Below are 12,473 nucleotides of genomic sequence, written 5' to 3' on the forward strand. Positions count from 1 at the left end.
CTAGCGGGCCAGGATGTCCCGGTAGGTGGTTTCCACCTCGCGGGCCTGGTCCGGTCGACCGGTCAGGCGCAGCGTCTCGACCAGGGGCGTTACCAGGGCCGGGCCCAGGGCTTCCCAGTCCTTGCGCCGTTCGACCTCCATGGTCGTCGTCGTGTTCCTGCGTTCCTCGAGGCGGGCCCGCCAGGCCGCGTCCAGCCAACGGACCAGCTCGGGGTAGTTCCGGTCCCGGCGCAGCTCCTCGGTGACGGCCCGGAGCACCTCCAGGGACAGGCCCCCCATCCACCGCTCCCGGCTGGTCCAGAGGGTCAGGGTCCCGGAAAAGGCCACCACCGAGGGGCGGTCGGGATGGAAGCGGGCCCAGGCTACCCAGGCCTTCCATACCGCCTGATTGTTCGGCCAGCTGCGGAGCAGGGTCTCCAGGCGGGGCAGGACCTGCTGGGCGGACCACTGCCACAGGGCCGGATCCGGCTTCCAGGGGGCGTCGGGGGCGAAATCCAGGAGGTAATCCTGGAAGCTCCATTCCGCCGGCTGGAAGGCCACCCGGGCGTCCTCGGCCAGGATCCGCTCCAGCCGGGGTTCGGGCATACGCCCCTTCAGCAGGGCCATGCGGGCACGGCGGGCGCCCAGGTGGCCGGGATGGCGCTCCAAGATCCGGTCCAGGCGCTGGAGGGTGGAGGGTCGCTCCCGCTCCAGGATCCCGGCCAGCAGGCCGGGTACCGGGCATCGGGTGCCCGAAGCCACGGATTCCTCGCCCAGGAGCAGCACCCAGCGGGGCTCGGGACCCCAGCCCATGCGGGCCCGCAAGGCCTCGGCCTCCGCCGGGGCCAGGGTGGTCCACGCCAGCTCGGACCGGGACCAGGGGAGGAGGGCTTCGGAACCGCGCAGGGCCTCCCAGTCCTTGAGCCAGACGGGGGCGCCCAGCAGGGCCAGGCGGGGGGCCGGAGGCAGGGGGGGCATGAGGGGGGCCGGGCGGACCGGTTCCTTCATGACCTCCTTGAAGAGGGTCTGGTTCGCCACCTTTCGGCCCAGGATGAAGCCGAGGGACGACTCCTCCATCGATTCGCCGCCCCAGGACCGCGCATCGGCGATTGCCTCCCGGGCCTCCCGGGTCCGGCCCAGCTCCATGAGGGGCCGGACCCTCATGGCCGCGATCAGGGACCTGGCCGCGCATCGGGACCCCCAGTCCGCGGAGGAACGCACTTCCCCCTCCCCCAAGAGGGCCGAATTGTCCAGGAACGCCAGGATTCCCTCCCAGTCCTGCACCGCTTCCCGGGTGGCCACACAGGCCAGGAGAAGGGTCATGGGCGGTAATTCCGGCCCCGGGAGTGCCACCCGGTCCGGCAAGTCCCGCAGGGGCCGCCCCGCAGCGGTGCGGTAATGGGCAAGGCGACGCTCGATCCCTTGGTCCCACCCGCCCAGCGCGTAAGCCTCCTCGAGGTCGGCCGCGAGTCGGGAACACACCTCCCGCATGCGGAGGGATTCCTGGGCCCCCGCGATTACCAGCAGGATCGAGGGGTCGAGCTCATTCCTCCACCAGTCCACCACGGACTTCGCCCCCTCCAGGGCCACCGCCAGTTCTCCGAAGACCTGGTCCGCCAGGCGCTCCCGCACCTCGGGGTCCGGCTCCGTGAGGGCCAGGGCTCCTACCATGTCCAGCACCGTCTCCGCGCCCCTAGCCGCCTTGCCCTGGCGCGCCAGGGCGGTCATGTGGAGCCTGGCGATGCTCATGCAGCGCATGACCTCCTCCGACCACGCCTCGCCGTTCTCCGGATGTTCCTTGAGGAAGGTCCGGCGCGCCTCCCACCGGGGCACGAGGCCCTTGTCCCGGAGGACGGCCAGGGCGCGGGTCCCGTAGAGGGCGCCGGTGCCGGCATCCAGTTCGGTGCCCCGGCCGTCCACCAGGATCCAGCCGATCCCGTTTCCCCAGCCGTGAGCCTTCCAGAGCCTCGCCGCCGTCTGGGGCCCCACAGCATTGCGGTACAACTGGCCGTCCAGGCGGAGCCGCAGGGCATCCTCGTCCCACTGGGCCGCGAAGGCACTGGCGTCCTCGGCGCGGATGAGGAGGGCGTAGCCACCGGGGCGGACGTGCCTGAGGGCGCCTTCCAGGGTGTCCTGGGCGTAGAGGGGCAGCAGGCTGACGAGGGCCAGGGGGCACAGGTGTCTCGGACGCATGCGCCAGTCTACCTTCTAAGCGCGATTCCGGCCGGTTCCAGCGCGTCCTTGAACGCCCCCGCGGTCATCAGCGCCGCGGGATAGGCGATGCCGTCGGCCCCGTGGGCCAGGGCCTCCGCGGCCAGGGCGGGGTCGGAGCAGCTGAGCAGGATGGGTGTCGGCAGGTGGGCGGCCCAGGCGCAGAGGTCGGCCAGGTGGCGGTCGCCGGCCTTGAGGAGGATCTCCCCTGCCCCGCCCAGGTTGCGCAGGTCCTCCTGGGCCGTGTCCCAGCCGCCGGACCAGGCGACCTCCAGGGAGGCGGTGATCCGGGCGCGGCCGAAGCGGGCGGCGTCCAGGGCGTCCAGGTCCCGGGCGGGGAGCACCACGCGGTCGGCGCCATCCTCCAGGGCCTCCTGGATTTCGGCGGGGTCCTGGAAGGGGGCTTCGAGGGCGAAGGGGAGGAAGAGGGCACGGGCCACGTCCACCATCCAGGCCTGGCGCAGACGCCTTCCCCGGCCCCGTTCCACGAACAGGAGGCCGTCGGCGCCCTCCAGCTCCAGGCGGCGGGCCCATTCGGCGGGGGCTCCCAGGTCGGCGGCGTCGGCGGGGTCCACCACGCGGCCTTCCAGGACGTGGACCACCGGGACCAGGCGTTTGGCATCCATGGGGACCTCAGTTTCCGGCGCGGGCGGCGGGAAATTCGCCCAGGCCCGCCAGGATCTTTTCCAGGAAGGCCAGGCCGAAGGAGCCGGACTTCTCGGGGTGGGCCTGGAGGCCCAGGGTCTGGCCGCGCATTTCCAGGACGGAGAAGGGGCGTCCGTGGACGGCGGTGTGGAGGGTGCGGCTGCCGGGTTCCAGGGCATGGGCGTGCTTGAAGTAGAGCCAGGCCCCTCTGGCCTCGGGAATGACGGGGTGGGGGCTGTGCCGGGTGATGACCGTCCAGCCGTCGTGGGGGAGCTTCACGCCGGGGCCCAGGCTCCGCACGATGCCGGGGATCAGGCCCAGGCCGGCGCCCCGGGGCGATTCCTCGCTGCCTTCCGCCAATAGATGGAGGCCGAGGCCGATGCCCAGAACCGGGCGGCCGGCTGCCGCCAGCTGGGGCAGTTCGTACCACCAGCCGCTGGCCTTCAGGGCGGCGCAGGCGGGGTCGAAGGGGCCGGATCCGAGGATGACCAGAGGGCCGACCGATCCGGCGGAATCCGGGTCCTGGGCCCGGCGGTGCAGGAAGCCCAGGTGGTCCAGCGCCCCCTCCAGGGTGTGCAGGCTTTCGGCGCCCGTTTCCACGAGGGTGATCATGGGGCCGGCCGGGGCTCCGCGGCGGTCCGGGCATCCAGGGTGGACAGGAGATCCCGGAGCCGGGGGGCCTGGAGGTCCCCCTCCCCGGCGATCCATTGCCGGTCGGGGCCCACGGCGGCGAAAATCCAGTCCACGCCGGGGCACAGGTCCCGGGCCCCCCGCAGGGCGGAGGCGTCGTCGCAGGTGTCGCCCACGAAGATCACCTGGGTGCTCCGGAAGGCGTCGGCGAGCTGGACGAGGCCCTCGGCCCGGGGCTTGCGCAGGTGGGGGGCGCTGTCGGCCACGGCGGGGATGCGGAAGCCCAGCACCTGGAAGGCGAGGGTGAGCTCGTCCGGCGGGCGGCCGGTGAAGATGGCTAGGTCGCCGGGGAAGGCGTCCAGGTCCTGGCGGCTGACCATGGGGCGCTCCATGCGCCGGGTGCGGGCGTAGTGCTTCTGCACGGTGTCCCGGCAGCGGGGCTCCAGTTCCCGGATGCGCGACTCCAGGTGGGGGAAGCCCTTGCCGGTGGCGTGGCGCAGGCCGTCCAGGCCCCCGATCTCGGCCAGGGCCAGGGCCCCGGCGGTGAGGCGGAAATCGTTGTTGAAGCCCCCCACGCGCTTGAACGCGGCGAAGTGCTCGTCGTCCCACGCCAGGGACGGCGCCAGTTCGGCCAGGGCGGCGGAAACGGCCTCCACGAAGGACCGGCCCGGATCGATGAGCACGCCGTCCACGTCCAGGGCCAGAAGCCGGCGCTCCCCTTCGGCCGTGGCGAAGGTCGCGGGCAGACGGCCACCGCCCGCCCCACCCAGGGTCGCCAGCACCTCGGGCTGGCCCAGGGCGCAGGCCCCGTAGGGGCCCTCCCGCAGCAGCAGCGCGATGCGGTGCCGATCCACCGCCAGGCGCTGGGTTCGCACCAGGCCCGGGGCGTCGTCCCGCATGAGGACCACCAGCGGCGGGTGGGGCCGGGTGGCGGCGAACGCGAGGAAGGCGTCCAGGGTGAGCAGGTCCATGGCGTCCAGGGTCGGCGTGCGGTCCAGGTTCAGCCAGATCTGCTCCCGGGGGCCGCAGTCGGAGGCGGCGTCCATGAGGGTGTTCAGCACCTCCCGGCCTTCCAGCCAGAGGGAGCGGCACTCGGCTCCGGCGGCCCGGATCCGGTCCTCCCACTCAGGGCGGAGGGATTCCGCCACCCAGACCCGCACCGGGGCGCGTCCCGCCAGCAGGGCCTGGAGCAGGGCGTCGATGGACGCTCCCGCCAGGGCTCCGCCCGGGGGGGCGCCCAGCGCCGCCAGGGTCCTGTTCTCCACGATGCCTTCTCCCATTGCCTTCACTCTTCCAGCTTAGCCCAGGGGCGCGGGTCGGGCGCGGGGAAATCAGGCGGGAATGGCGTGGGCGGCGGGGAGGCCCTGAGCAAAAAGCTTCCTGGGCCGGAGCTCCGACTCGGAATCCGCCCAGGTCCAGGCGGTGGGATCGTCGAGAATCGCCTTGGCCAGCGCGACGTGGACGGCGTGGCCGGCGCAGTGGGCCTCCACGAAGCCCTCCAGGGGCGCGCCCAGCAGGGCAAGGTCACCCACCAGGTCCATCATCTTGTGGCGGACGGCTTCGTCCTCGAAGCGCAGCGACTCGTTGAGGGGGCCGTCGGCGCCGAAGACCACCGCGTTGTCCAGGCTGCCGCCCTTGGCAAGGCCCCGGGAACGCATGAAGGTGATGTCGCTCTCCAGGCAGAACGTGCGGGCCAGGCCCAGCTCCCGGACGTACTTCTCCGGGGTGAGGGACAGTTCCCGGCTCTGGCGGCCGATGTAGGGGTTGTCGTAGACGATGGTGTAGGCGAGCCGCAGGCCGTTCCAGGGGGTCACGCGCATCCACTTGTCGCCCATGCGCACTTCCACGGGCTTCAGGATCCGCAGGGCGCGGGGCCAGATGGCCATGGGGCGGATGCCGGCTTCCAGGATCAGGCGCACCCAGGGTTCGGAGGAACCGTCCAGGATGGGAAGCTCCTCCCCGTCCACCTCGATGGTGACGTGGTCGATGCCCAGGCCCATGAGGGCGGAGAGGAGGTGTTCCACGGTCTGGAGTCGGACGCCGTCCCGGGTCAGGGAGGTGGCCAGGCTGCAGTCGCCCACGAACTCGGCGCGGGCGGGAATCTCCACGCCGGTGGGGGTGTGGACGAAGGTGATGCCCGAGGCCCGTTCGGCCGGCCGGAGAACCACGGTGCAGGGGAGGTCGCCATGGAGCCCCCGGCCCGACAGTGTCGCGGCCTGGCGGAGCGTTTGGGCGTGGCGGTTCCGGTGCATAAAATCCTCGCCACGCATTGAGCAAGAACCATGCCTACCCGTTAATAATTGAATCTAAAGGGATTGATCCGAAATGGCACCCGCCCGACTGTGGGCCGATCCACCACACCCTGTGGTCCCGGGGTGCCAGCGATCCCAGTCCTCCGGGGTGGTCAGCTTGAGGTTGGCGGGGGTGGACGGGATGAGCTTCACCCGCAGGCCCATGGCTTCCAGCAGGGAGACGTCGTCGGTGGCGGCGAACCCCCGGTCCCCGGCCCACCGGAAGGCCTCCAGCCAAAGGGACAGCCTCGCGACCTGGGGCGTCTGCGCCCGGAAGATCCCCTCGCGGGGCTCGGTGCCGAGGATCAGGCCCTGGGCGTCCACCCGCTTGAGGGTGTCGGTGGAGGGTTCCCCCAGCACCGCGCCGTCCCAGGCGTCCAGGGCGGCCAGGGCTTCATGGACCGGAAGGGCGGGCGGAAACGGGCGCACGGCATCATGGATGAGCACCGGAGCCGAGGGGACTTCCGGCAGGGCGGCCAGGGCCAGGGCCACGGAGGCCTGCCGGGTGTCGCCCCCCGCCACGGTCCAGTGGGGTACGCCGAAGCGCCAGGCCCGCACCTGGTCCAGCCGGTCCTCGGGCACCGCCAGGGCGATGCCCGCCAGGTCCGGCATGCCAGGGGCCAGGAAGGCCCGCACGGTGGCCTCGAGAAGGGTGACGCCGCCCCAGTCCCGGAACTGCTTGGGCGTGCCGCCGCCCATGCGCACCCCCCGCCCGCCGGCGGGAATCACCAGGAAGGGCCGCCCGGCTTCCCCGTGGGGTCCCCCCTCGTTCATATCAATTCTCACGGGTGATGAAGGGCTCCAGGCCCCGGTCCTTGAAAAGCTTGGTGATGAGGTCCGAAGCCTTCTGGGCCTCGTCCTGGGTGGCGTAGCTGCCCACCCGCACCCGCTTGACCGTCACGCCCCCCCGGGTCCGGGCCTCCACGAGGTTCACGGGGCCCACGGCGGACTGCAATTCCTTGGAAATGCGCGCGATGTTGGCAGGGTCCGACAGGGCCGCCACCTGGACGGTGTAGGCGTCGCCCAGCATCGTGGCGGGATCGATGGGGGCCGGCTTGCCCTGGGTGTCCACGGAGCGGATGCGCACCCGGGAAGTGCCGCGGCCGTGCATGCCCAGGTCCTTGGCTGCCCGCTCCGACACGTCCAGCATGCGCCCCCGGATGAAGGGGCCGCGGTCGTTCACCCGGAGGATGGCGCGCTTCCCGGTGTCCAGGTTCCGCACCTCGATCATGGCGCCGAACGGCAGGGTGCGGTGGGCGCAGGTGAGTTCGCGGGGATCGAAGGTCTCGCCGTTGGCCGTGGCCCGGCCGGCGAAGCCGTCGTCCTCGCCGCCGTACCAGCTGGCTTCACCGGTCTCGGTGTAGACCTTGGCCTCGGAGCGCTCGCCGGCCTCCTCCTGGGCCGGAGCCTCGGGGACGGTCACGACGGGGGCCGCCTCGGGCCGGGTGCAGTGCAGGGAGAAGAGCAGGACCACCACCACCGCCGTGACCCGGCTCAGGGCCCGGGCCTTCCGGAGGAGGTTCACCTGGATCAGGGAAGGCGCCGCGACGACGGGATGGCAGACCACCTGGATGTCTTCGATCCAGACGCTGAAATGCCTGCTCCAGTTCTGAGTGCACAGCGCATTGAAGTCCATGGTTCTCCGGAAAGATCTTTGGGCGGTTTGTATCCCAAACTTCCATTTTAACCATTTCTTCGCATTTGTAAATTGACATCCAACCGGCAGGGGTACCGAATTTACAAATCGGCCGCCTTAATCGAGTATGTCGAATAATATACTGCAGAACTTTTTTACTGCTCCTTGGGGATTTCGGAGAACCGGAAGACCTTCGGACGGTTCCGCTCGCCCTGGAAGGCGGGGGGGAGACGCTTGATCTCCTTCTCGGCGGCGTCCTTGCCGGAGAAATTGCCGTAAAGCACCTGGTAGCAGGTCCTCCCGTCCCGGAGGGTCATGGGGAGGATGAAGAGATCGGGCTTGCCGTCCTTGAAGAGTTCGGAGACCCGCCGGATGGTCTCGCCCTGGCAGGCGATCTCCAGGCGAAGGACGAAGTGGCCGGCCGGCGTTTCCTTGACGTGTTGCGCCCCCTGGGCCACGGCCCGGGTCAGGTCGCCCTTGCGCAGGGCCTCCAGGCGCTCGGGGAGGGTGGCGCCCACGGCCTTGGCCTTGGGTTCGGCCTTGGCCTTGGGCTCGGCCTTGGGCTCGGCCTTGGCCTTGGGCTCGGCCTTGGCCTTGGGCTCGGCCTTGGCTTCGGCCTTGGGCTCGGGCTTGGGTTCAGGCTTGGGGGGTTCGGGGGGAGCGGGTTCGGCCTGGGCCGGTTCGGCGGGGGCCGGCACCGCGATGGAGGGGGCGGGTTCCGCCTTGGGTTTGTCGGGCACGGGCTGGGCCGGTTCCCCGGGCAGGGCCTTGGGCACGGGGGGGTGGCCCTTGCGGCGCATCCAGAAGAAGCCACCGAGAAGGCAAGCAGCGAGCAGGAGGCCCAATCCCGCCCAGCGGAAGCTGGACGACCGGGGCAGGTCGGGCTCGGGCGGCGGCGGGTCCACCAGGGCCGGCTCGGGGGGCACCGACAGCATCACCCGGGGCTCCTCGGCCAGGGTCTCGGGAAGGGGGGGCAGTTCCACGGAGGGGGTGGGAAGTTCGGCCTGGCCGGTTTCCACGTGCACCTCGGGCGCCGGCGGGGGCGGGGGGTCGGGAATGCCGGGAACCTGGAGGCCCTCGGGCAGGTAGAGCGGTTCGGGGGCGGGGGGCGGCTCCTCGTCCAGGGCCTGGGACAGGTGCTCCAGGTTCGTGGTGGGCCGGGCGGCCTCCTGGATGGTCTCGAAGAGGGAGGGCGCCGCTTCCACCGGCGGCTCGGGCAGGATCACGGAAAGGGGCTCGGGTTCCGGGGACAGGGCCAGGTCCAGGGCCTGGCGGTCCACGGGGGGCATCTCGTGGAGCCGGGCCCAGTTCATCTCGCGGAGGAACAGCGCGAAGGCCCCCACGCGCATGGGCTCGGCCTGGGCCTCCCGGCTCAGCTCCAGCAGGGTGTGGGTGCCGTCCAGGAGGCCGGTGAGCCGGCCCAGGTCCGGCGGCAGGGAAAGGTCCAGCAGGCTCCGGCCCTGGAGGACCACCACCTGGTTGAGGGGGCCCAGCAGCTCCAGGAGGGCCTCCCGGTCCTGGATGGCCAGCATGCCGCTCAGGAGCAACTGGGCGGTGTTCAGGGGCAGGCGCACCACGTGGGCGTCCAGCTCCCGGGCTTCGAACACCGGCAGCATGTCCGGCTGGGCCAGGCAGCCGTAGATGATGCGCTCCACCTGGATCTTGGCCACGTCCAGGAGGTCCCGCTGGGTGATGAAGCCCATCTCGATGAGGTTCTTGCCGATGCTGATGCCGGGCTTGAGGTTGGCCAGGGCGTAATCCATCTGCGCCTGGGTGATCCGGCCCCGCTCCACGAGGATGGTGGTGAGGCGGTCCGCCAGGTGCGTGCTCTGGGCGAAGACGGTGTCGCCGTAGTCCATGTAGATGGTTCGGCTCGGGTCCTGGCCCAGCCTCCAGACCCCCGTCGCCCTGTCTCGGTACCGCCGGAAAAGATCCTGGAGGGCCAGCAAGCTCATCGCACCACCCACCTCTGAAGTTTCAATTTGCCCGCCTTGACCAGCAGGGAGCCGCCCGGGGCCAGGTCCACGGCCAGCCGGGGGTCCTGCACCTTGACGCCGTCCAGGCTCACGGCCCCCTGCTGGATGAGGCGCTCGGCCTCCTTGCGGGAGGCGGCCAGGCCCCGCTCCACGAGGAGCTTGGCCAGGATCTCGCCCTGGAAGGCGGCCACTTCCACCTCGGGGGCGTCGTCGGTCTTCCGCTCGGAAAAGCGCTTCACCCAGCGCTCCTCCGCCGCCAGACCCTCGGCCTTGCCGTGGAACTGGCCCACGATCTCCCGGGCCAGGCCCTTCTTGGCGTCCATGGGGTGGCCCTGCTTGAGGGCCTCGATGTCCCGGGGGAGGAGGTCGGTGAGCAGAAGCCACCAGTTCCACATGTTCTCGTCGGAGATGCTCATGGCCTTGCCGAACTGGGTGTCGGCGTCCTCCATGAACCCGATGTAGTTGCCCAGGGACTTGCTCATCTTCTCAACGCCGTCCAGGCCCAGCAGCAGGGGCACGGTCAGCACCACCTGGGGGGGCTGGCCGAGGGCGGCCTGCAGGTCGCGGCCCTTCATGAGGTTGAAGAGCTGGTCGTTGCCGCCCAGTTCCACGTCGCAGGTGAGCGCCACGGAGTCGTAGGCCTGCACGAGGGGGTACAGCAGCTCGTGCAGGGCGATGGGTTCGGATGCGTTCATGCGCTTTTGGAAATCATTTCTTTCCAGCATCTGCGCCAGGGTGAACCGGCTCGCCAGGCGGATCCAGTCCTCGCCGTGGAGCCCGCCCATCCACTCGCTGTTGAAGCGGATCTCGGTGCGATCAGGGTCGAGCACCTTGAAGACCTGGGCCTTGTAGGTCTCCGCGTTGGCCAGCACCTCGTCCCGGGTGAGGGGGGGGCGGGTGGCCTTCTTGCCGGTGGGGTCGCCGATCATGCCCGTGAAGTCGCCGATGAGGAAGATGACGGTATGACCCAGTTCCTGGAACTGGGCCATCTTGCGCAGCAGCACGCCGTGGCCGAGGTGCAGGTCGGGGGCGGTGGGATCGAAGCCGGCCTTCACGCGCAGGGGCTTGCCGGAGCGCAGGCGCGCCAGCAGCAGTTCCTCCGTGTGGCACGTAACCGTGCCTTTCTTGAGCAGGTCCAGGGCATCCAGGGGAGAAGCATTTGCCATGCAAGCATAGTGGCGTATCCAGCCGATTTTCTCCAGCGGTTCAGTCGACCTGGATGTCCACAAGCTTGTCGTTCTCCAGCTCCACCGTCAGGGTGGCGCCGGTGGACATGCGCATGCTGACGGAAAGGGCCTTCCGGCCCCCGGCGTCCCGCCGGCGCAGGGTGATGCCCCCGGGGGCCTTGCCCTCCAGGATCTGCTTGAGCTCCGGGCGCTTTTCGGGGATGTCGCCCAGCTTCGCCCGCCACACCGCCGAGGCCTTCACGAATTCCTCCTCGGTGGGGTAGTTCTGGGCCAGGCCCGGGTTCTCCCGGTAGAGGGTCCGGGCGCCCTGCTCGGTGCGAAGGCTTCGCAACTCGGTGTGGAGCTCGGCCCAGCCCTGGTCCAGGGCCTTGGTGGCCTTGCTGAAGACCACCCAGGCCATGGCCCCGATGGCCAGGAGAAAGCACAGCAGCGCCCCGCCGCAGCCGATGGCCACCTTGCCGAAGAGGGAAAGCCCCTTCTTGGGGGGCGGGGGCGCCGCTTGGTCCCAGGAGGAATCGGGCATGGTCGGGCTCCTACAGAAGGTTGCTGGCCAGTTCGGCCATCCTGCTCCGCTCGCCCTTCACCAGGGTGACGTGGCCGGATAGCTCCAGGTGCTTGAAGTGCTCGGCGAGGTAGCTCAGGCCGTTGCTGGAGGCGTCCACGTAGGGATTGTCGATCTGGAAGGGGTCTCCGGTGAACACGATCTTGGTGCCGTCGCCGGCGCGGGTGAGGATGGTCTTGACCTCGTGGGGCGTGAGGTTCTGGGCCTCGTCCACGATGATGTACTGGTTGGGGATGCTGCGCCCGCGGATGTAGGTGAGGGGCTCGACGGCCATGTAGCCGCCCTCCTCCAGCTGGGCCGGGGTCATGGAGGACCTGCGGCGCTGCTCCATGTTGGCGGCCACGATGAAGTCCAGGTTGTCGTAGATGGGCTGCATGTAGGGCCGCAGCTTCTCGCTGATGTCGCCGGGCAGGAAGCCCAGGTCGCGGCCCAGGGGCATGACCGGGCGGCTCACCAGGAGCTTGTTGAAGCGCTCCTCGTCCACCACCTGCTGGAGGCCCGCGGCGATGGCCAGGAGGGTCTTGCCGGTCCCGGCCTTGCCCATGAGGGTGACCACCTGGATGGAATCGTCCAGGAGGAGGTCCAGGGCGAACTGCTGCTCGCGGTTGCGGGGCTTGACACCCCAGGGGGGCATCTCCAGGCGCTTGAGGGGATGCACCCGCCCGTCGGCGGCGTAGAACCGGCCCAGGGCCGTGTGGGTCTCGTTGGCCCTGTCCACCAGGGTCACGAACTGGTTGGGGTTGAGGACCTGGTCCGCCTCGGGCTGGAGCCCGCCGTCGAAGAGCTGGTCGACCTTCACGGCGTCCACGGTCCACGCGGCGGTGCCGGTGTAGAGCTCGTCCAGGGCCACCCGGTCGGTGGTGTAGTCCTCGGCCGAAAGGCCCAGGGCGTCGGCCTTGATGCGCAGGTTGGTGTCCTTGGACACCATGACCACCTTCTCCTTGCGGGTCCCCAGGAGCGCCAGGGCGCAGGCCAGGATCTGGTTGTCCGCCTTGTGCTTGTCCAGCGTCGTGATGGTCAGGTCCAGGGGGTGGTGGGCCACGTCCACCTTGAGGGATCCACCCCCCTCCAGGGGCACGCCCGCGCTGAGGTTGCCCAGGGCCCGGAGCTTGTCCAGCTGGCGCGAGACGTTGCGGGCGTTGCGGCCGATTTCCGTCTGGTCCTTCTTGAACGTGTCGATCTCCTCGATGACCACGATCGGAATGACCACTTCATGCTCCTGGAAGTGGAAGATGGCGGCGGGATCGTGGAGGAGGACGTTGGTATCCAGGACGAACACCTTCTTGCTGGACGCGACCATCTTGGGAACCTCCATCGGCTGGGGCAGCTCTGGGCAAGCCTAGCACCGTCCCCGCG

Annotated in this window: 11 protein-coding genes; all 11 read right to left on the reverse strand. The window is 70.2% G+C overall.

The window, feature by feature from the left end; genetic code table 11:
- On the reverse strand, positions 1-2,172 hold the full coding sequence (locus ACZ5LB_RS10810) for a hypothetical protein (protein ID WP_464602227.1): 2,172 nt from the start codon (positions 2,170-2,172) through the stop codon (positions 1-3).
- Between the two features lie 8 nt (positions 2,173-2,180).
- On the reverse strand, positions 2,181-2,816 hold the full coding sequence (locus ACZ5LB_RS10815; protein WP_464602228.1) for a HisA/HisF-related TIM barrel protein: 636 nt from the start codon (positions 2,814-2,816) through the stop codon (positions 2,181-2,183).
- A 7-nt stretch (positions 2,817-2,823) separates the two neighbouring features.
- On the reverse strand, positions 2,824-3,447 hold the full coding sequence (locus tag ACZ5LB_RS10820; RefSeq protein WP_464602229.1) for a type 1 glutamine amidotransferase family protein: 624 nt from the start codon (positions 3,445-3,447) through the stop codon (positions 2,824-2,826).
- Entirely contained in the window at positions 3,444-4,730 is a 1,287-nt protein-coding gene (locus ACZ5LB_RS10825; protein ID WP_464602230.1) for an HAD family hydrolase, read from the reverse strand. Before ACZ5LB_RS10825 ends, ACZ5LB_RS10820 begins: the two co-directional genes overlap by 4 nt.
- A 66-nt stretch (positions 4,731-4,796) precedes the next feature.
- The gene (gene lpxC, locus ACZ5LB_RS10830; RefSeq protein ID WP_464602231.1) at positions 4,797-5,717 is read right to left on the reverse strand and encodes a UDP-3-O-acyl-N-acetylglucosamine deacetylase; all 921 of its coding nucleotides are present in this window, start codon (positions 5,715-5,717) and stop codon (positions 4,797-4,799) included.
- Positions 5,718-5,771: 54 nt separating this feature from the next.
- Positions 5,772-6,542 (reverse strand): IspD/TarI family cytidylyltransferase, encoded by a 771-nt coding sequence (locus ACZ5LB_RS10835; RefSeq protein WP_464602232.1) that lies wholly within the window; start codon positions 6,540-6,542, stop codon positions 5,772-5,774.
- Positions 6,532-7,392: a septal ring lytic transglycosylase RlpA family protein gene (locus ACZ5LB_RS10840; RefSeq protein ID WP_464602233.1), complete on the reverse strand. Its 861-nt coding sequence runs from the start codon at positions 7,390-7,392 to the stop codon at positions 6,532-6,534. The genes ACZ5LB_RS10835 and ACZ5LB_RS10840 overlap by 11 nt, the downstream gene beginning before the upstream one ends.
- A gap of 155 nt (positions 7,393-7,547) precedes the next feature.
- Positions 7,548-9,347, reverse strand: a complete 1,800-nt coding sequence (locus ACZ5LB_RS10845; protein WP_464602234.1) for a hypothetical protein — start codon at positions 9,345-9,347, stop codon at positions 7,548-7,550.
- Positions 9,344-10,534, reverse strand: coding sequence for a tyrosine--tRNA ligase (tyrS, locus tag ACZ5LB_RS10850; RefSeq protein ID WP_464602235.1), 1,191 nt, complete (start codon positions 10,532-10,534; stop codon positions 9,344-9,346). The genes ACZ5LB_RS10845 and tyrS overlap by 4 nt, the downstream gene beginning before the upstream one ends.
- Before the next feature lie 40 nt (positions 10,535-10,574).
- The gene (locus tag ACZ5LB_RS10855) at positions 10,575-11,078 is read right to left on the reverse strand and encodes a hypothetical protein (RefSeq protein WP_464602236.1); all 504 of its coding nucleotides are present in this window, start codon (positions 11,076-11,078) and stop codon (positions 10,575-10,577) included.
- Between the two features lie 10 nt (positions 11,079-11,088).
- A complete protein-coding gene (locus ACZ5LB_RS10860) occupies positions 11,089-12,417 on the reverse strand; it encodes a PhoH family protein (protein WP_464602237.1) in 1,329 nt (442 codons plus the stop codon).
- Between the last annotated feature and the right edge of the window lie 56 nt (positions 12,418-12,473).

The sequence above is a fragment of the Mesoterricola sp. MK458 genome (assembly GCF_055384935.1).